This window comes from Bacillus sp. FSL W8-1143, assembly GCF_037965155.1.
Lineage (GTDB): Bacteria > Bacillota > Bacilli > Bacillales > Bacillaceae > Bacillus > Bacillus pumilus.
The window spans coordinates 2,956,809-2,975,656 of sequence record NZ_CP150182.1 but is presented as its reverse complement, the minus strand read 5'-3'; the positions used below and the strand labels follow the sequence as shown (position 1 = coordinate 2,975,656).

Below are 18,848 nucleotides of genomic sequence, written 5' to 3'. Positions count from 1 at the left end.
CATGCATAAGGCTCATGGCATGAGCTATGCAGAGTACGAAAGAGACCATGACTTACGGATGAAAGTGGAATATAAACGAGAGCAGTCCTATCGAGATGAGAAAAGACAGCTCGCAAAAATGAATATACGAGGCTATTAAATAGCTAAGGGGCGGGGAGAACAGATTCCCGTCCTTTCTTTATGAAAACAGTCTTTTCGACATAAATCCTTTTATCTACCGGCTTTTTTTGTTAGAATTTTGAGAGCATCCTCTCACGCATATCGTGAATGTGTTGTATTCAGTTTTAATTTGTTATAAAATTAGAATGAGAATAAATTGAGAATAATGATTATTTTGGAGGTATCGATATATGACTGCTTCGACATTAACAATTAAGGACTTGCACGTTGAGATTGAAGGGAAAGAAATCTTAAAGGGTGTAAACCTCGAGATAAAAGGTGGAGAATTCCACGCAGTAATGGGACCAAACGGTACAGGTAAATCAACTTTATCTGCTGCCATTATGGGTCACCCTAAATATGAAGTAACAAAAGGTAGCATTTTGCTTGATGGCGAAGATGTACTTGAAATGGAAGTAGATGAGCGCGCTCAAGCAGGTCTTTTCCTTGCGATGCAATACCCATCTGAAATTAGTGGTGTGACAAATGCGGACTTCCTTCGTTCTGCTATTAACGCTCGCAGAGAAGAAGGCGATGAAATCTCTCTAATGAAATTCATCCGCAAAATGGACGAAAACATGGAGTTCCTTGAAATGGACCCAGACATGGCGCAGCGCTACCTAAACGAAGGTTTCTCAGGCGGAGAGAAAAAACGCAATGAAATTCTTCAATTAATGATGATTGAACCTAAAATTGCGATCCTTGATGAAATCGATTCTGGTCTTGATATCGATGCGTTGAAAGTGGTTTCTAAAGGAATTAACAGAATGCGCGGCGAAAGCTTCGGCTGCTTAATGATCACTCACTATCAGCGTCTACTGAACTACATCAGACCAGATCACGTTCATGTCATGATGCAAGGACGTATCGTGAAATCTGGCGGACCAGAGCTTGCACAACGTCTAGAAGCAGAAGGCTATGACTGGATTAAAAAAGAGTTAGGAATTGAAGACGAAACTGTTGGTCAAGAAGCGTAAGCGTTAGGAGGATTATTGATGACATTAGAAACGAAATTATCAGTAGATCAAGATTATGTCAAAAGCTTCTCCGAGAAGCATCAGGAACCGGCATGGATGAGTTCCCTTCGCTTACAGGCTCTTGAAAAAGCAGAAGACCTTCCAATGCCAAAGCCTGACAAAACGAATATTTCTAAATGGAATTTAACCAATTTCAAACAGCATACAGTCGAAAGTGCGCCATTTGGATCATTAGAAGAGCTTCCTGAAGAAGTGAAATCTCTCATTGATTTAGAGGACACGGATAAGACAGTCTACATTCAGCGTGATCAAACGCCAGCATACTTGTCTCTTTCAACGGAAGCGAAAGACAAAGGCGTGATCTTCACTGATCTTCATACAGCGCTTCGCGAACATGGTGATCTAGTGAAGAAATACTTCATGACGGATGCAGTGAAAGTAGATGAGCATAAACTAACAGCTTTACATGCAGCTTTAGTCAATGGCGGAGCTTTCCTCTATGTACCAAAAAATGTAGAACTTGAAGCGCCAATTCAAGCCGTCTACCTGCATGAAAATGACGACACGACTTTGTTCAACCATGTCATCGTCGTAGCAGACGATCATAGTGCAGTGACATATGTAGAAAACTACATTAGTACAGCAAAACCTGAAGAAGCAATCTTCAATATCGTGTCCGAAGTGTTCACGGGAGCTAATGCCCGCGTCACATACGGCGCAGTAGATAACCTTTCAGAAGGTGTCACAGTCTATGTGAACAGACGCGGTATGGCAAATGGCCGTGACAGTAAAATCGAATGGGCGCTTGGCCTTATGAATGATGGAGACGTCGTGTCTGAAAACATCACAAAGCTTATGGGCGACGGGACATTCGGTGATACAAAATCAGTTGTTGTCGGCCGCGGGAATCAAACGGAAAACTTTACAACAAGCATCATCCACTTCGGTAAAAACTCTGAAGGGTATATCTTGAAGCATGGTGTGATGAAGGATCAAGCATCCTCTATCTTTAACGGAATTGGTAAAATCGAGCATGGCGCAACGAAGTCAAATGCCGAGCAGGAATCACGTGTTCTCATGCTGAGTGAAAAAGCACGCGGTGATGCAAACCCAATTCTATTAATTGATGAAGATGATGTAACAGCAGGGCATGCTGCTTCTGTTGGACGTGTCGATCCAATTCAACTCTATTACCTCATGAGCCGCGGGATTTCCAAAGAAGATGCAGAAAGACTTGTGATTTATGGCTTCTTAAATCCAGTCGTCAAAGAACTGCCGATTGAAGGAGTTAAAAAGCAGCTCGTTTCTGTGATTGAAAGGAAAGTAAAATAATGAATATCAAAGACGTTCGTGAGCAATTTCCAATCCTTCATCAGCAAGTGAACGGACATGATTTGGTGTATTTGGACAGTGCAGCGACTTCTCAAAAACCAAGAGTGGTCATTGATGCAATGAATGAGTATTACCGGTCTTACAACTCGAACGTCCACCGGGGTGTTCATACCCTTGGCACAAAAGCAACGGACGCATACGAGGGTGCGAGAGAGAAAGTTCGTGCATTCATCCGTGCTTCATCTGTCCAAGAAATTATTTTTACTAGAGGTACAACAACTGCACTAAACACAGTGGCGATCAGCTATGCTAGAGCAAACCTCAAAGAAGGCGATGAGATTGTCATTACGCACATGGAGCACCATGCAAATATCATCCCTTGGCAGCAAGCAGCAAAAGCAACTGGCGCCACATTGAAATATATTCCGTTACAGGAAGACGGCACGCTATCGCTGGAAGATGTGAAGCAAACAATCACACATCAAACGAAAATCGTCGCTGTCACACATGTTTCAAACGTATTAGGAACCATCAACCCGATTAAAGAAATCGCCAAAATAGCCCATGATCATGGGGCAATCATTGTCGTCGATGGTGCACAAAGCACGCCGCATATGCAAATTGATGTTCAGGATCTAGATTGTGACTTTTTCGCATTCTCCGGGCATAAAATGTGTGGACCGACTGGCATCGGTGTGCTTTACGGGAAGAAGGCCCTTTTGAATAATATGGAGCCTGCTGAGTTTGGCGGTGAAATGATCGACTTTGTGGATCTGTATGATTCTACTTGGAAAGAGCTCCCGTGGAAATTTGAAGCGGGTACACCGATTATTGCCGGAGCAGTTGGACTAGGAAAAGCGATTGATTTCTTAAATGACATTGGTATGGAGGAAGTCAGCCGTTACGAGCATCAGCTTGCCACTTATGCGCTTGAGCGCTTCAAGGAGCTTGAAGGTGCGACTGTTTATGGACCGCAGCACCGAGCTGGGCTTGTGACGTTTAATTTAGATGACGTCCATCCACATGATGCGTCGACTGTTCTGGATACGGAAGGTGTCGCCATTCGTGCTGGACATCACTGTGCACAGCCGCTCATGAAATGGCTTGGTGTATCAGCGACTGCAAGAGCAAGCTTCTATCTGTACAATACAGAAGAAGAGATTGACAAACTCATTGCAGCGCTCCGTAAGACAAAGGAGTATTTTACGAATGTCTTTTAATGTAAACTTAGACACACTGTATAGACAAGTGATTATGGATCATTATAAAAATCCGAGAAACAAAGGTGTGTTAAACGACAGCATTGTCGTCGATATGAACAACCCAACGTGTGGTGACCGCATTCGTCTCACGATGAAAATCGAAGACGAAAAAGTCATGGATGCGAAATTTGAAGGAGAAGGATGCTCCATTTCGATGGCATCTGCCTCTATGATGACGCAGGCGATTAAAGGGAAAGATATTGAAACAGCTTTGAAAATGTCTCAGATTTTCTCCGATATGATGCTAGGAAAAGAATACGACGATTCCATTGATCTTGGTGACATTGAGGCGCTGCAGGGAGTGGCAAAATTCCCTGCCCGCATCAAATGTGCAACATTATCCTGGAAGGCGCTTGAAAAAGGCGCATCTGCCGAAGATAACGGCAAATCATAAGATTGGAGTGAAAATGGATGGCTAAAAAAATGCCAGATGTTGGTGAATATAAATACGGCTTTTCTGATAAAGACGTTTCCATTTTCCGTTCAGAGCGCGGACTGACAAAAGAGATCGTTGAAGAAATTTCTCGTATGAAAGAAGAGCCTCAGTGGATGCTCGACTTCCGTTTGAAATCTCTTGAGCTCTTTTACAACATGCCGATGCCACAATGGGGCGGAGATTTAAATGCATTAAATTTTGATGAAATTACGTACTACGTAAAGCCATCAGAGCGCTCTGAGCGTTCTTGGGATGAAGTACCAGAAGAAATCAAAGAAACCTTTGATAAGCTTGGTATCCCTGAAGCAGAGCAAAAGTACTTAGCAGGTGTATCTGCTCAGTATGAATCTGAAGTTGTGTATCACAACATGAAGCAAGACCTTGAAGATCTAGGCATTGTGTTTAAAGATACAGACAGCGCATTAAAAGAGAACGAAGACATCTTCCGTGAGCACTGGGCAAAAGTCATTCCTCCGACTGACAACAAATTTGCTGCGCTTAACTCGGCTGTATGGTCTGGTGGTTCATTTATCTACGTACCGAAGGGTGTCAAAGTAGATACACCACTTCAAGCATACTTCCGTATCAACTCTGAAAACATGGGTCAGTTCGAGCGTACACTCATCATCGTTGATGAAGGCGCACATGTGCATTACGTAGAAGGCTGTACAGCACCAGTTTACACAACAAACTCACTTCACAGTGCGGTTGTTGAAATTGTCGTGAAAAAAGGCGGCTACTGCCGTTACACAACGATTCAAAACTGGGCAAACAACGTCTTCAACCTTGTCACAAAACGTACAGTATGTGAAGAGAATGCGACAATGGAATGGATTGATGGAAACATCGGTTCTAAGCTGACAATGAAATACCCAGCGGTCATCCTAAAAGGTGAGGGCGCTCGTGGTATGACATTAAGTATTGCCCTAGCAGGTAAAGGTCAGCACCAAGATGCAGGTGCAAAAATGATTCACCTTGCACCAAACACATCTTCAACGATCGTATCGAAATCGATTTCCAAACAAGGCGGTAAAGTCACATACCGCGGAATCGTTCACTTCGGACGTAAAGCAGAGGGTGCACGCTCAAACATCGAGTGTGACACACTCATCATGGATAACAAATCAACATCTGATACGATTCCTTACAATGAAATCTTAAACGACAACATTTCATTAGAGCACGAAGCGAAGGTATCAAAAGTATCAGAAGAGCAGCTATTCTACTTGATGAGCCGCGGAATTTCTGAAGAAGAAGCAACAGAAATGATCGTCATGGGCTTCATCGAACCATTCACAAAAGAACTACCAATGGAATACGCCGTTGAAATGAACCGTTTGATTAAGTTTGAGATGGAAGGTTCAATCGGTTAATAATAAAAGACCAAAAACGTGATATTAAACGTTTTTGGTCTTTTTGTTTTTGAAAAAACACAGCTTACATCCCGCTAGGCGAGTAAAACGCATCAAAGCCTTTAGACAAATCGTCAGCTGCAGATGACAAGATCGTTTCTTCTTCTAAAATCGCTGTTCCTTGTGCTCGGACAATATGAAATTGTTGAAAGCCCATCAAGTTTTGGAATATTTCTTTTAGGTAATCATGTGAAAATTCCAAAGGTGTATATCGATCGTTATTTGTGAAAATTGAGCCACTTGCTTGAAGCAAAAGTACACGATAATCGTCAGTCATCAGACCAACTGAACCATTTTCTGTATATTTAAACGTTTCTCTAGCAATCAAGATATTATCTATATAATCTTTCATACGTGATGTCACATTAAAATTATGAACAGGTGATACAATCACGATTCGATGATGTGCTTTGAATTGAGCCAATAAAGCAGATGAAGCAGCAGCGATTTTTTCTTCGGTAGCTGTTAATGTTTGTTCAGATGCTTGCTTATCCCAAATACGTAGCAGCTGGTCTTTTTCGATACGAGGAATTTCTGTTTCATGTAAAGGTAAAATTGTTGGTTCTTCATGAGGGAATCTTTCTTTAAACTGTTCTAAAAATAGTGTTTGCAGTTTGTTTGAATAACTTTCTCGATGAGTGAAATCAGGGTGCGCGTTAATGATTAATGTTTGCATATACATGCTCCTTTTCTTTTGATAAACTGAGTATAAAATATAAAGGTGACAAAACATGTCACCTTTTTCAAAAGGAAATTCAAATGAAAAAATCAGAACGATTAAACCAAGAGCTTATTTTTTTAAGTGATAAATACTCATTTCAGTTAAAGGATTTAGAAACCGAATTTGGCATATCGAAACGTACGGCTTTGAGAGATATGGAAGAGCTAGAGTCCATGGGCTTAGCTTTTTACGTTGAAAATGGCAGACATGGAGGATATCGACTGGTGAAACAATCTCCAATGGTCCCTATTTATTTCAATACCGATGAAGTTCAAGCTATTTTTTTCGCGCTTAAAGCGTTAGACCTGGTGTCAGCAACACCATTTAAAAAGTCCTACTCACAAATTCGGCAAAAGCTGTTTGCCACAATGTCTGATGAGAGAAAACGAATGATCACGGAGACTTTGGATGTGATTCATTACTATAATGTCGCACCAGTTAGTGAACAAAACCAATTGGAATTGATTTTACAGGCGATGATGGAAGATCAAATCGTGAAGATGACGTACACTCAATATGAAAATAAAAGGATCAGGCTGCAATTTCTTGAGTTGTTTTATCGAAATGGGATTTGGTTCACCAAAGCATATGATGTTCAAAACAAAAAGTGGGGCATCTATAGATGTGACTTTATGAAGGACTTGATCATTGAAGAAGAAGGCAGAGGCACCTTTACGAAGGAAGAATTAAAAACACTGCAGCTCGAGTACGAAAAAACTTATCATGATATCTCATTTAAATGTCGATTAACGGAACAAGGAAAAGAAAAGTTTTTGAAGAATCATTACCCGAATATGAGATTGGAGATCATTGATGATACTCCATATATTATGGGTGGGTACAACCAAGAAGAATTATCGTATATGACTCACTATTTGATCTCATTTGGGAAGCATGTGAAAATTGAATACCCAGATGAATTAAAAGAGAGTTATTTGACTCAATTACAAGAAATGATTGAGCAGTATTGAAAGTGAACGGATTGTCTCAATCACAAACTTAACATATTAAAAAGGCGAACTGTAGTCATTCGCCTTTTTTCTTTTACTTCGCCGCATGAAATGTATTGGTTTTCGATCTGTCATTGACCTTCCCATACGTCAGCTGACGCCAAATAAATTCCATCGGTCCATACTTAAACCTCTTTAACCAAAACGTACTGAAAAGCACAAGGAAGACATACACGCCAATAGCCATGAAGAACGTACCAGCCGGCTGAAGATGATCGACAAGCCCCGCTCCATATTTTAGAAATAGCATGGTTCCAATGATCGAGTGAAGCAAATAACAGGTCAGGGACATCCGTCCGACTTTGGTAAAGACCATCAAAGCACCTCGCAGCTGAGGAACGTGCAGAAACAGCATCGCAAGTGTACTCATATAGAACATACTGCCAGTTAATCCCCCGTTTTGTTCCAGAGCAGTGGCCATGTTCACCCAGAGTGTATGTTCAAAAGGATTGACCGCTGCTATAATCGTACTGCTTTGTGTGATGAGAAAAGCGATGGTACAAATGATCCAAATGCGATTCCAAATCGTTTTTTTCGCCTCCATGTTTTTGAAAAACGCCATTTTCACAAAATAAACACCAAGCAAAAACATGAAGAACATGGAATAGACGATTGAAAATGAGCTGGAAGCCATCGTCACCATATCTGTCCATCGGTCACCAATAGATGCTAAATAAGTCAGACTGTTGTGGCTGGTCAAATCAAAATCGGCAAAGTCCGGCTTGCCCGATGAGCCTGTACTGATGGTATGAAGCAGCATTGTGAAAAAGGGTGTGAGCAATTGAATCATAAAGAGTGTGATCAGCCAGTATCGGATGGTTTTGGCTGTACGTTTGTAAAAGAAAAGCAATAAAAAGCCAGCGACTGCATAATACGCTAAAATATCACCAATCCAAACAAAGGTGACATGCAGAAGGCCAAACCCTAAGAGAATGGTTAATCTGCGGGCAAACAGCTTTTTCGGACTGTCCACCTTCTGAGCAGCGCGGTCCATAAAAATCATAAAACCAACCCCGAATAGGAAGGAGAACAACGTAATAAATTTCCCTGAGGCGAACCAATTCACCAAGTTGTGAAAGACATCATTTGCTTCCATATCGAACCCCTTCGCCGAATCCACGATCAAAAAGTAATTCACCAGAATAATTCCCATTAAAGCAAATCCCCGTACGATGTCTAAGAAATGAACCCGATCCTTCAAACTCATCGCGTGTTCTACTTTGTTTGCATTCATATCCATGCTCCTTTTCTTGTTATGATAAATGTCATTCGGATCAATCCATCGATCCTTACAATGAATCAATATACGTCCCAATTCTTAACAATTTATGAAGATCCAATTTTTTGAAAATAAATGTGACAAATTGATGGAAGATGGTCAAATTCATAAACTGTTAAGATTTCTGCTGTATCTTTTCACATAGCTAGATGATATATAGTAAAGACATAAAAGAAAGTACATCACGTATCAAGAGGTGAGAGAAACATGACGCATCGAATATTAGTCGTAGAAGATGATCAGGATATTGGAGACCTTTTGCAGGAATCCCTTACACGTGCTGGATATGAGGTGCAAAGAGCGATGAATGGCGAGCAAGCATTGAAGTTTGTGGACGATTCGCTCGATTTGGTGATTTTGGATGTGATGATGCCAGGCATATCAGGCATCGAAACGTGCCGGCAAATGAGAGCCTCTTCTAACGTCCCGATTCTATTTCTAACAGCTAAATCAAGTACATTCGATAAAACCGAAGGCTTACTTGCCGGCGGGGATGATTATATGACAAAACCCTTTTCACAAGAGGAGCTTCATGCTAGAGTCATTGCACAATTACGCAGGTACACCGTCTATCAGGAAAAGAAGGAACAGGAAGAAACGTTTCTTGTTGGGGGCAAGCTAAGGGTGAGCGAAGAATTTAATGAAGTGTGGAAAGAAAATCAACAAATCAAGCTTTCTGATTTAGAATATCGTATGTTGAAGCTGCTCATGAGCAGGCGAAACAAAATCTTTTCAGCCCAAAATATTTATGAGAGTGTATGGGGACAGCCTTATTTCTATTGTTCCAACAATACGGTGATGGTGCATATTCGAAAGCTGCGTGCCAAAATTGAAGATGATCCTGCACGTCCTGTATATATCAAAACAGAATGGGGAAGAGGATACCGATTTGGCACATCGTAAATATACACTAGCCAAAAAGCTAGCACTATTGATTTTGACAGCTACAGTCGTGAGTGGACTTGTCTTTTTGACGCTGCAAAAGATCACCGATGACCTCATTGACGGATATTTGAGTTCGGACGAGTATTACGAGGCGGAGTCAGCCAGATATATTCAAAAATTCAGCCGCTATGTGTCTGAGAATGAGCTGTCTTCTACAGATCGACAAGCGTTTGGTGAGTGGGTGAAAAAAGAGAATTACATTAATTTGACCATCTTCAAGGATGAAGTGCTGCAATATGACTCCATCTATTCGTCTGCTGATGAATCGGCGTATGGAAAAGAAAAGGTGACCCAGTACGCTGAGCATCATTCGTATCCAGTTCAGTTTAGCGATGGTGAAGGCCGGGTTATGGTGGATGGTTTCTATTCGTCTCGTTACCACGATCTCGCCTTTACACTCGAGCTGCTTGGGGCGACGCTTATTTTTCTCCTCATTGTTCTGCTTGGCATTCGCAAAAGTTTACGCTACCTGCAAACGATTCACCAAGACATTCATATTCTTGAAGGCGGCGAGCTGGACTATGAGATGACGGTGAAAGGGCATGATGAATTAGCGATGATTGCCAAAAGTATTGAGGATCTTCGTAAAGCTTTTCTGGACAAGCTCCAAGCCATTGACGAGCTACAAGAAGAGAGTCGCAGCTTGGTTACTGAAATGTCACACGATATGAGAACACCGCTGACATCGCTAATGATGAATTTAGAGTTTGCGAAAAAAGAGGAGGCTGGAGCGGATACCCGTAAAGATCAATATATAGCAAGTGCTTATGAAAAAGCACTGCAATTGAAAAATCTGTCTGATAATCTGTTTGCCTATTTTCTACTTGATAAAGAACATGAACCTGAGCTTGAGACCGTTGCAGTCAAAGAGGTCATTTACGATCTCTTATCAGATCAGGTGGCGATCTTGCAGCAAGAGACATTCAAGGTTCATCTTTTAGGAGAGCTACCTGACAGCTATATCAACGTGAATGTCGAGGAGCTTGGCCGAGTGTTTGATAATCTGATGTCGAACATACTGAAATACGCCGATCCGAAAAAAGACATCAATCTCACGTGTCTATCCGATCAAGAAATCTTTGAGATCCATGTGAGCAATGCGATAAAAGAGACAAATGACACGCAGGAAAGCACTGGACTTGGTGAACGAAGCATTAAACGAATGATGTCCCGCATGCACGGGCAGTTTGAAAAGATGGAAAAAAGCGGTGTTTACTACATCGTGCTGCGATTCTGGCACATCAAAATATAGATGACAAATGAATAACATGGAATGGAGAGACAATCTAATGAAACGATTCAACAACTTCCAAAAGGTACCCGATCTCTTGCAAGGTCTTCTGAATATCTGTCTATTCTTTCTAGCCCTTGCTTTAAGCGTCCTCTTAATTAGTGAAACTTGGTATATTGTCCAATTTGTCTACAAGAATGTGGTCAACAAAGGAGAAAGCTATTATGAAATGCTTGGTGAGCTGCTGATCTTCTTTATGTACTTTGAGTTTATTGCCTTAATTATTAAGTACTTTAAATCAAACTTTCATTTTCCGCTTCGCTATTTTATTTATATTGGCATCACAGCCGTCATCCGTTTGATTATCATCGATCATAAAGAGGCTGTGTCGACCTTCTGGTGGGCGCTGACCATTCTAGCCATGACCGTTGCACTCTTTATCGCCAGTAAACGACATGCGGTTCAGGAGCATGAAGAAGTGAAGTGAGGGAAGTGAGGGAAGAAGACGAACGGTTGCCGTTCGTCTTTTTTTTGTTTGATCGAGGTGGCTCACTCATCGTATTGCACACCTCTATAAACATCACGCTAACGCTTGCTTACAGGATTTTTTGAGAGCTCTGAAAAAGTGCTTAGCATGAAAGAAAATTTTAATCTAATCTTGAAATAATACTCAATGTTGAGTATTGTGTAAATAGATATTGAATAGGAGGAATCTGATGACGGACTTATATATATTAGGATTAATATCGATGAAACCGATGTCAGGGTATGATGTTGAGCAGAATTTAAAAAATACAATGGTCGATAGATGGGGAGGAATTCTAGTTGGCTCAATCTATTATGCGCTAAATAAATTAGAAAAAGGAAACTATATAAAAGTTTGTGAAACTAGGACGGTAGGGAAAAAGAGTACTAAAATTTACAAGATTACAGAACTTGGAAAAGAACACAAGAAAGAATGTGTGATGAAATGTCTTGTAGAACCTCAAAATACTTATCCAACTCAACTTTTTGCTGGACTAATGTTTGCTGACGAAATTGAAAAACAAGAAGCTGTTAAATCATTAAATATTCAAATTGAAGCGCAAAAAAGACATTTAGCAGAAATAAAAAAGGGTGAAGAAGAAAAAGAGAAACAAATGAATCTACCTCCTTTAACAAGACTAACGTTTGATTACATTTATGAAATGGAAGAAATGAAAATGAAGTATCTTTATGAAGCTATTCATTTAATTAAGACGAGGGAGTTAACCGATGAATAAAATCGATCATATTGTTATCAATGTTGATGAGAAATATCAAAAAGACAAAAAAATGATAGATATGATACAACAAAATGGTTTTCCGTATGCACCTAAAAAAGGTAAAAGAACAAAAGGCTTTAAAATAAGCAATCTTTGGATTGGAAAGGAGTATCTTGAATTAGTGAATATAACACAGAAGGATGGCGGTGGCTGGAAAAAAGATTGGACAGAGTTGTATAATCGAGGCACAAGAGGAGCAATATGCTTAATGATTGATGTATCAGATATTGATTATTTACATCAATCGCTTTTAGACAAAGCATTTGATGTACAAACGCCAGAAAGAATCGAATATAAATTATTTGGACTACTTAAAATTTCATCACGATGGAGAAACATGTACTTACCTTATTTTGAAAAAGAGGCCTTTCAAATTGGATTTCAGCAATTAGATAACGAAGATATTTCTGAAAAATTTCAAAAGAAAATGATCCCCAATAGTATCAGTCATAAGATAATGGGGATGACCAAAATTATAATCAATGGCAAGTGGACTGAATTAGACTACAATATGATTGAGAATACCTTTCGTAATACTCAAAAAGAAGGCAATGCATTAAAAATAAAACTTAATAATGGAAGCGATATAATTTTTGTTAAAAACAATGATTTTTCCCTTTACGTAGAAATGGATAATCACAGTTTTCAATCTAAGTCTATAACAAAAATAGAAAATGTATATTTAGTAAACAATTAGATTCAATACATATAGATAATCATAAAAAAATGATTGTTTTTCTGAAATTCATCAGCATATGGCTTATTGTTGTGACCGCCGGGTGAAATGAACATCATTAACTGGAAAAAAGCATGTCATCATAACTAGAAAAAAAGTATCTCATTCCGCTCAGCGGTCACAATAATATGTATAAAGAGAATGGTGATATTTCCCTTTATTAAAATGCTAAAAAGTCATAGTGGGTAATAATAAATTCATTACTTGCTACTTAAAAGTTGGTATACAATAGGACAATAAATAAGAACGATATCAATGGATTTGTTCATGAAGAATTATCGTTAAATGCGGACTTAGAAATTGATGCTGAAAATTAAAAAAGCTTTATAGAAATATTGTCATTGCACTGCCCAAAAAAGCATGAAAAGCTATGAAATAAATTACGTCTTTCCTATACCCGAAGCATAAAAAGCGTTAAAACAAATTGTTGCCATTACTCAAAGCAAGACCTTTCCTTTGCGGGATATTACTTAATAGAATGTAGTCATGAGAATGGCCAGTATCGCTTGCCATTCTCGTTTCTGTTTGAAGGAGCGAAAAAATTGACAGACACGAGGACAGAACCATTTTCATTTACAAGTATGCAGCAGGCAGCTCCTGTTCATATTCCAGAAAGACAATTCATGCCATCACACGACGGCACAAGTCTTGCGTATTATCCGTTTTTAGCAGAAAAAAAGAACGTGGCAAATGTCATCTTGATCCATGGTGGAGGCGCTCACAGCCTAGCTGGTTACGAGCATATCGCCTATACGCTGCAACATGATTTTCATGTGAATACGTTTTTAATCGATTTAAGAGGTCACGGCTATTCTGATGGAAAAAAGGGTGATACACCTAGTGTCACAGATGTGTGGCACGATATTTCGCAGTTTGTGAATATGGTCAAACAGCAGCATAAAGGAGCTGTTTATCTAAGCGGGCATTCATCTGGAGCGGGATTACTGCTAAACTACCTATCTTGGCCGAAAAAAAGAGAAGTAGACGGTTACTTTTTTATTGCCCCTGAATTTGGCTATAAATCAGGTACTGCGAGCCCTAATCAAATCCCTTTTGCAACCGTTCAAGTATGGAAATTCGTTCTGTCTGTCATGACAAAAGGATTGCTGATGAGTCATTCTGAAGCCGTTCGTTTTCACTATCCAATATGGGCAGTCGAGCAGGATCCGCTTTTGTTGACAGCCATCACCGTCAATCTAGCACTTGCCTTAACCCCATCTGCACCTAAAAAACAATTTGCGATGATGGATCGGCCATATGCGATGTTAGTAGGAAGTGAGGATGAGCTGTATGATATAGAAAAATTTCCTGCCTATCATGAGCTGCCCGATGAAACGATCAGAAAACAATCAGTCTATGAAGTGATGGATGGACATACCCATTTGTCGGTGTTACTAGAAGCGGGAAAACAGATTGGAAGGGCCATCCAAATGTGGAATCGTTCTATTTAGTATGAACAACTAGTCAACACTCTCCCTTTTTCTTAAAAATTTACATTGACACCATCCTTTTCTATGATAAAATCATAGTGTGATAATGAGAATCGTTATCAAACGATATGACTACATATAGAATGGATAGGTGAGGTACATGTTCAAAAAATCTTTTTGGTCGCTATTAGTTGTGCTCTCCATCGTTTTACTTGCAGCTTGCGGTAGCAATAGCAGTGAAGGCAAGTCAAACAGTAAAGAAAAAGCAAGAACTGTTGAAAGCGCTATCGGTTCAACTGAAATTAAAGGATCGCCTAAACGTGTGGTGACGCTGTACCAAGGAGCAACAGATGCAGCAGTCGCGATGGGCATTAAACCAGTGGGTGTTGTAGAATCTTGGCTTGAAGCACCTACGTATAAATATTTAAGAGATGATTTAAAGGATGTCAAAATTGTTGGACAGGAAATACAGCCAAACTTAGAGGAAATTGAAAAACTTAACCCAGACTTGATCATTGCATCAAAAGTCCGCCACGAGCAAATTTTTGATCAACTGCAAGAAATCGCTCCAACTGTTGCAACAGAAACAGTGTTCACATTTAAAGATACAGTGAAATTAATGGGTGAAGCGTTAAACCAGCAAGACAAATCAAAAGAATTGCTAACGAAGTGGGATGACCGCGTCGCTGACTTCAAAGAAAAAGCGAAAAAAGACATCAAAAACTGGCCAATGAGTGTGTCTGTAGTGAACTTCCGTGCAGATCATGCTAGAATCTATCAAACTGGATTCGCAGGGTCAATTTTAACAGAGCTAGGCTTTGAAGGACCTAAGAATGTCAAAGATAAAAAGCAAGACATCATTACACTGACAGACAAAGAGAGCATTCCGCAAATGGATGCAGATGTCATCTATTACTTCATGGATGATCAGGATAAAGCCGTTGAAAAAGCATATAAAGAGTGGACGAGTCATCCTTTATGGAAGCAGCTTGACGCAGTGAAAGCGAAACAAGTGCATAAAGTGGATGAAATCACTTGGAACATGGGCGGCGGTATTATCGCTGCAAACATGATGCTTGATGATATTGATGATCGTCTCGGAATTGATAAATAAGGATAACAGAGGAGAAAATGTGAAAAACCATTTTCTCCTTTTTCCATAACAGATTGAAAGCGGGAATCAGATGAGAAGTTTATTAAAAAAGGATTCGAGCAAGGCGCTGCTGTTTGCTGGATTCGTCGTATTGATGGTGGTCTTTTTTATACTCAGCATTTCTCTTGGGCAAACCTCGATTTCCCTCAAAGCCACCATCCATGCGTTTCTTCATTTTGATGAATCGGATCCAAACAGTGTCATTGTCATGACATCCAGATTATCAAGAGCTTTAATTGCAACAGTTGTTGGATCAAGTCTAGCGATTTCAGGTGCACTGATGCAGGCATTAACGAGAAATCCGCTTGCAGCGCCAGATTTGTTAGGAATTAATGCAGGTGGACTATTTTTTATCGTCATTTCAATTGTTTTCTTTTCAACAGAGTCATTAACAGGCTATATGTGGACAGCCTTTCTAGGTGCGGCAATTGCAGGGATGCTCGTTTTTCTCTTGGGCTCCATTGGAAGAGATGGATTGACACCGGTCAAAATTGTCCTTGCAGGTGCGGCGATATCTGCACTGTTTGCGTCCTTTACACAAGGTCTTTTAATCGTGAATGAACAGTCGATTCAAAGCATCCTGTTTTGGATGGCGGGTTCAGTTTCTGGAAGAAGCATTGATATGCTGCTGCCTGTTTTGCCTTATATTTTAGGTGCGACAGTTGTGGCGCTGCTTCTTGGACGCTCCATCAATGTCCTTTTGTCAGGAGATGATATTGCGAAGGGACTTGGTCAACGTACGCTGGTGCTGAAAATCACGATGGGAGTTCTCGTCGTCTTTTTAGCGGGTGGTTCCGTCGCTGTCGCAGGATCGATTGGATTTGTTGGTTTTCTAGTGCCGCATATTGTGAAAAAGCTTGTCGGACCTGACCACCGCTGGGTACTGCCGTATTGTGCCGTAGTGGGGGCGTCGCTTTTACTTGTCGCAGACCTTGCGGCTCGTTTTCTGATCATGCCGCAGGAAGTACCGATTGGTGTCATGACGGCGGTAGCAGGAGCGCCTCTATTTGTTTATCTCGTGCGCAAGGGGTTGAAGACAGGTGGCTAAAACATATACAGTGCGTTCAAAGGGCGGGCGCATTTCATTTCAATTTTCAAAGCGGACGTTTTTGATTTTACTTTTATTGACGGCCATTGCTTTTGGGTTATTTATTCTCAGTCTCTGTATGGGCAGCCGATTTATTTCGCCTGTGGATGTGCTTCTTCATATAATCGGTCAGGGAGAGGGAAATACCTTTGTGCTCAATACACTGAGGATTCCAAGAACACTGCTGGCTGTCTTAGTAGGGGCCGCACTTGCGGTATCAGGGCTCATTTTGCAAGGATTAATCCGCAATCCGCTTGCATCGCCTGACATCATTGGGATTACGAGTGGTGCTTCGTTCGGTGCGATTATGTTTATTGTCTTTTGGATGGGCACTGTGCCTATTGCATATCAATCCTTATGGGCGATTGCAGGTGCGTTTGCTGTCTCGTGTCTGATTTATTTGCTTTCATGGAAAAAAGGGGTCAAGCCGATCACACTTGTCCTAATGGGCATTGGGATTTCTGCCATTATGAAGGCGTGTGTGACGTTTACTCTTGTTCTTAGTGATACGATGACAACGACAAAGTCATATATCTGGCTGACAGGCAGTTTATATGGTTCTACGATGAAGGACGTCACGTCGATGCTTCCTTGGATCATGATCATTTTACCGATTGTCATGGTGTTAGCAAGAACGATGAATGTGAAGGAGCTTGGAGATGATCTTGCAACAGGTCTCGGGGTAAAAGTGCAGGCAAAACGGTTATTCTTTCTACTGATGAGTGTGACATTGGCGGGGATTGCTGTTGCCTTTGCTGGCGGTATTGAATTTGTTGGACTGATGGCGCCGCATGTTGCACGGATGATCATCGGCCGTTCCTTCATTGCGCTGGTCCCGGCATCTGCGCTTGTTGGAAGTATTCTCGTGATGCTCGCAGATTTAGTCGCTAGAACGGCTTTTCTACCGTTAGATGTACCAGCAGGTGTATTCACAGCTGCAATTGGGGCACCGTTCTTTATTTATTTGTTATACCAGCAGAGAAATCGATAAACGAAAGATGGAGGTTTTGATATGAGGCCAGAGTGGGTTGAGAGAGAATTACTTGATTTCGGGGTACACATCACAAATGGACCAATGACATCTGATCGCACACTTGCTGCGCTTTTTTCAGAAGCATCTGTCCTGCGTTTATTAGAGGCTGAAAAGGAAGCTATGCATGCACCGAATGTGGCGGTAGCAGCGTCGATGTTTTCAAAGCGTTATGCCTACTTAGCGGTCAGTTCCTCTTTGTACATGATGACGCTGTATGACGGTGTCTATCAGTTTCCACCAGAGGCATGTGTCTTTAGAGAGGATCGGAAAATCGAAATTGATGAGTCATTGTGTTCGTTTGTTCCATTAGAAGGAGATCGGAATGAATGGAGAGAGCAGGTTGTGCATGCGCTGTTTACGGAGTGTGTCACACCTCTTTTAGATGTAATGAAGCGTACGTCAAGACTTCCGTATACCATTTTGTGGGAGAATATAGCAGTTCGCATCAATTCTCTTTATCGCAGCATGATGCGAGAGGCTGAAGACCCTGCGGTGAAGCAGCGCGTGCGGGAGGATTATCTGTATCTGAAGCAAGCAGCTGGTGATGTATTTGGAGCAAAACAAAATCCATTTCATCACAGCTTAAACTTAGATGACAGTTTACTAGAAACATCCAACCGCAAGACTTGCTGTATGTATTATAAGCTCGAGAAAAAATCTGAGAGTCTCGATTATTGTCTTGTCTGTCCGCTAAAATAAAAAAACACCTTATACTGAAGGTGTTTTTTTATTGGTTTAAATAGTTAGGTGTAAAATTAAATAAAGTTTTTTTGTTATTTCATCATCTCATATTTTATGGAAGGAACTCATATGAAAAAAATTATAATATGTATCATTTTTATGATGACAATCATCGTGGGCTTGTTTTTTATTCAACCACTTAAAAACCAAATTTCTTTTCTTACAGTAAAAAATACAAATCTGACTGAATTAAAGGTAGGACATTTGAAGTTGGGATTGAAAAAGGAAAAAAGCAGTGAAAATGAATGGATGAAAACTTCAAATTCAAATTATTTTAAAGTGAATAGAAGAAAAGAAATAGTGGCAATTTCTTTAGAAAATAATCAAAGTAATATAAACAACACAATAAATATTCATTCAACTAAGAAAGATATATATGATTATTTTGGTGAAAATACATACGGTAGAGACGATGACCAAGGATATAACATAATAGGTTATAAGGATTCGGAGCATGATATCAAAATAGAATTTTTCTACTTAGATAAAAATTTAGAGAGAATAATCATTAGTGAATTTAAGGAATAACGGAATATCCAGAATGTGTATGAGCGGTGAAGTCATTTTATTTTAAAAGGCACTGCTTGTTCGTAGCAGTGC

20 protein-coding genes are annotated in these 18,848 nt (G+C 40.3%); 18 read left to right on the top strand and 2 right to left on the bottom strand.

The features are described 5' to 3' along the window. Window position 1 precedes the first annotated feature (1 nt). The 6 genes from NSQ36_RS15300 (at window position 2) to sufB (ending at window position 5,539) form a co-directional block, all read left to right on the top strand. Window positions 2-139 carry a hypothetical protein gene (locus NSQ36_RS15300; protein WP_162839378.1) on the top strand — a complete coding sequence of 46 codons (138 nt, stop codon included), beginning with the start codon at window positions 2-4 and terminating at the stop codon, window positions 137-139. 211 nt (window positions 140-350) lie between these two features. After that, window positions 351-1,136, top strand: coding sequence for a Fe-S cluster assembly ATPase SufC (gene sufC, locus NSQ36_RS15295; protein WP_339206032.1), 786 nt, complete (start codon window positions 351-353; stop codon window positions 1,134-1,136). Between the two features lie 18 nt (window positions 1,137-1,154). After that, window positions 1,155-2,468, top strand: a complete 1,314-nt coding sequence (gene sufD, locus NSQ36_RS15290; protein WP_050944088.1) for a Fe-S cluster assembly protein SufD — start codon at window positions 1,155-1,157, stop codon at window positions 2,466-2,468. Further along, the gene (locus NSQ36_RS15285) at window positions 2,468-3,688 is read left to right on the top strand and encodes a cysteine desulfurase (protein WP_339206030.1); all 1,221 of its coding nucleotides are present in this window, start codon (window positions 2,468-2,470) and stop codon (window positions 3,686-3,688) included. The genes sufD and NSQ36_RS15285 overlap by 1 nt, the downstream gene beginning before the upstream one ends. After that, complete coding sequence (gene sufU / locus NSQ36_RS15280; protein ID WP_003212941.1) at window positions 3,678-4,124, top strand: Fe-S cluster assembly sulfur transfer protein SufU; 447 nt, start codon at window positions 3,678-3,680, stop codon at window positions 4,122-4,124. The genes NSQ36_RS15285 and sufU overlap by 11 nt, the downstream gene beginning before the upstream one ends. A gap of 17 nt (window positions 4,125-4,141) precedes the next feature. Next, window positions 4,142-5,539 (top strand): Fe-S cluster assembly protein SufB, encoded by a 1,398-nt coding sequence (gene sufB / locus NSQ36_RS15275; protein ID WP_003213112.1) that lies wholly within the window; start codon window positions 4,142-4,144, stop codon window positions 5,537-5,539. 64 nt (window positions 5,540-5,603) lie between these two features. On the opposite strand, the gene NSQ36_RS15270 is transcribed toward sufB, so the two are convergent. Next, entirely contained in the window at window positions 5,604-6,254 is a 651-nt protein-coding gene (locus NSQ36_RS15270) for an NAD(P)H-dependent oxidoreductase (protein WP_339206028.1), read from the bottom strand. Window positions 6,255-6,337: 83 nt separating this feature from the next. Here NSQ36_RS15270 and NSQ36_RS15265 point away from each other — a divergent pair, with 83 nt between their 5' ends. Beyond that, window positions 6,338-7,270 carry a WYL domain-containing protein gene (locus NSQ36_RS15265; protein WP_339206026.1) on the top strand — a complete coding sequence of 311 codons (933 nt, stop codon included), beginning with the start codon at window positions 6,338-6,340 and terminating at the stop codon, window positions 7,268-7,270. A gap of 73 nt (window positions 7,271-7,343) precedes the next feature. Here NSQ36_RS15265 and NSQ36_RS15260 read toward each other — a convergent pair whose 3' ends face one another. Continuing rightward, complete coding sequence (locus NSQ36_RS15260; protein ID WP_339206025.1) at window positions 7,344-8,543, bottom strand: DUF418 domain-containing protein; 1,200 nt, start codon at window positions 8,541-8,543, stop codon at window positions 7,344-7,346. Window positions 8,544-8,795: 252 nt separating this feature from the next. Between NSQ36_RS15260 and NSQ36_RS15255 the strand changes: the two genes are divergently transcribed. The 11 genes from NSQ36_RS15255 to NSQ36_RS15205 all read left to right on the top strand — a co-directional run bounded on the left by NSQ36_RS15255 (window position 8,796) and on the right by NSQ36_RS15205 (window position 18,776). After that, entirely contained in the window at window positions 8,796-9,491 is a 696-nt protein-coding gene (locus tag NSQ36_RS15255; protein ID WP_253622257.1) for a response regulator transcription factor, read from the top strand. Beyond that, the gene (locus NSQ36_RS15250) at window positions 9,478-10,785 is read left to right on the top strand and encodes a HAMP domain-containing sensor histidine kinase (protein ID WP_322000314.1); all 1,308 of its coding nucleotides are present in this window, start codon (window positions 9,478-9,480) and stop codon (window positions 10,783-10,785) included. The genes NSQ36_RS15255 and NSQ36_RS15250 overlap by 14 nt, the downstream gene beginning before the upstream one ends. A 37-nt stretch (window positions 10,786-10,822) precedes the next feature. After that, window positions 10,823-11,251: a phosphate-starvation-inducible protein PsiE gene (psiE, locus tag NSQ36_RS15245; protein WP_003212694.1), complete on the top strand. Its 429-nt coding sequence runs from the start codon at window positions 10,823-10,825 to the stop codon at window positions 11,249-11,251. A gap of 229 nt (window positions 11,252-11,480) precedes the next feature. Then, window positions 11,481-12,026 (top strand): PadR family transcriptional regulator, encoded by a 546-nt coding sequence (locus tag NSQ36_RS15240; protein WP_050944079.1) that lies wholly within the window; start codon window positions 11,481-11,483, stop codon window positions 12,024-12,026. Continuing rightward, window positions 12,019-12,765, top strand: coding sequence for a hypothetical protein (locus NSQ36_RS15235; RefSeq protein ID WP_050944078.1), 747 nt, complete (start codon window positions 12,019-12,021; stop codon window positions 12,763-12,765). The genes NSQ36_RS15240 and NSQ36_RS15235 overlap by 8 nt, the downstream gene beginning before the upstream one ends. A 581-nt stretch (window positions 12,766-13,346) precedes the next feature. After that, on the top strand, window positions 13,347-14,255 hold the full coding sequence (locus NSQ36_RS15230; protein ID WP_233421711.1) for an alpha/beta fold hydrolase: 909 nt from the start codon (window positions 13,347-13,349) through the stop codon (window positions 14,253-14,255). Between the two features lie 139 nt (window positions 14,256-14,394). Next, window positions 14,395-15,348 carry an iron-siderophore ABC transporter substrate-binding protein gene (locus NSQ36_RS15225; protein ID WP_050944077.1) on the top strand — a complete coding sequence of 318 codons (954 nt, stop codon included), beginning with the start codon at window positions 14,395-14,397 and terminating at the stop codon, window positions 15,346-15,348. A 70-nt stretch (window positions 15,349-15,418) separates the two neighbouring features. Continuing rightward, window positions 15,419-16,435: an iron ABC transporter permease gene (locus NSQ36_RS15220; RefSeq protein WP_065098069.1), complete on the top strand. Its 1,017-nt coding sequence runs from the start codon at window positions 15,419-15,421 to the stop codon at window positions 16,433-16,435. Continuing rightward, window positions 16,428-17,465, top strand: coding sequence for an iron ABC transporter permease (locus tag NSQ36_RS15215; RefSeq protein WP_003212627.1), 1,038 nt, complete (start codon window positions 16,428-16,430; stop codon window positions 17,463-17,465). The genes NSQ36_RS15220 and NSQ36_RS15215 overlap by 8 nt, the downstream gene beginning before the upstream one ends. Window positions 17,466-17,486: 21 nt before the next feature. Further along, the gene (locus tag NSQ36_RS15210; protein WP_310425782.1) at window positions 17,487-18,206 is read left to right on the top strand and encodes an IucA/IucC family C-terminal-domain containing protein; all 720 of its coding nucleotides are present in this window, start codon (window positions 17,487-17,489) and stop codon (window positions 18,204-18,206) included. Between the two features lie 111 nt (window positions 18,207-18,317). After that, window positions 18,318-18,776, top strand: a complete 459-nt coding sequence (locus NSQ36_RS15205; protein WP_003212829.1) for a hypothetical protein — start codon at window positions 18,318-18,320, stop codon at window positions 18,774-18,776. The last annotated feature ends 72 nt before the right edge of the window (window positions 18,777-18,848 follow it).

Bases quoted from the DNA above. Each gene is read 5' to 3' on its own strand.
- sufD (WP_050944088.1), top strand. From the start codon at position 1,155: ATGACATTAGAAACGAAATTATCAGTAGATCAAGATTATGTCAAAAGC.
- NSQ36_RS15240 (WP_050944079.1), top strand. From the start codon at position 11,481: ATGACGGACTTATATATATTAGGATTAATATCGATGAAACCGATGTCA.
- NSQ36_RS15270 (WP_339206028.1), bottom strand. From the start codon at position 6,254: ATGCAAACATTAATCATTAACGCGCACCCTGATTTCACTCATCGAGAA.
- sufC (WP_339206032.1), top strand. From the start codon at position 351: ATGACTGCTTCGACATTAACAATTAAGGACTTGCACGTTGAGATTGAA.
- NSQ36_RS15300 (WP_162839378.1), top strand. From the start codon at position 2: ATGCATAAGGCTCATGGCATGAGCTATGCAGAGTACGAAAGAGACCAT.
- NSQ36_RS15210 (WP_310425782.1), top strand. From the start codon at position 17,487: ATGAGGCCAGAGTGGGTTGAGAGAGAATTACTTGATTTCGGGGTACAC.
- NSQ36_RS15220 (WP_065098069.1), top strand. From the start codon at position 15,419: ATGAGAAGTTTATTAAAAAAGGATTCGAGCAAGGCGCTGCTGTTTGCT.
- NSQ36_RS15225 (WP_050944077.1), top strand. From the start codon at position 14,395: ATGTTCAAAAAATCTTTTTGGTCGCTATTAGTTGTGCTCTCCATCGTT.
- sufB (WP_003213112.1), top strand. From the start codon at position 4,142: ATGGCTAAAAAAATGCCAGATGTTGGTGAATATAAATACGGCTTTTCT.
- sufU (WP_003212941.1), top strand. From the start codon at position 3,678: ATGTCTTTTAATGTAAACTTAGACACACTGTATAGACAAGTGATTATG.
- psiE (WP_003212694.1), top strand. From the start codon at position 10,823: ATGAAACGATTCAACAACTTCCAAAAGGTACCCGATCTCTTGCAAGGT.
- NSQ36_RS15260 (WP_339206025.1), bottom strand. From the start codon at position 8,543: ATGAATGCAAACAAAGTAGAACACGCGATGAGTTTGAAGGATCGGGTT.
- NSQ36_RS15265 (WP_339206026.1), top strand. From the start codon at position 6,338: ATGAAAAAATCAGAACGATTAAACCAAGAGCTTATTTTTTTAAGTGAT.
- NSQ36_RS15285 (WP_339206030.1), top strand. From the start codon at position 2,468: ATGAATATCAAAGACGTTCGTGAGCAATTTCCAATCCTTCATCAGCAA.
- NSQ36_RS15205 (WP_003212829.1), top strand. From the start codon at position 18,318: ATGAAAAAAATTATAATATGTATCATTTTTATGATGACAATCATCGTG.
- NSQ36_RS15235 (WP_050944078.1), top strand. From the start codon at position 12,019: ATGAATAAAATCGATCATATTGTTATCAATGTTGATGAGAAATATCAA.
- NSQ36_RS15255 (WP_253622257.1), top strand. From the start codon at position 8,796: ATGACGCATCGAATATTAGTCGTAGAAGATGATCAGGATATTGGAGAC.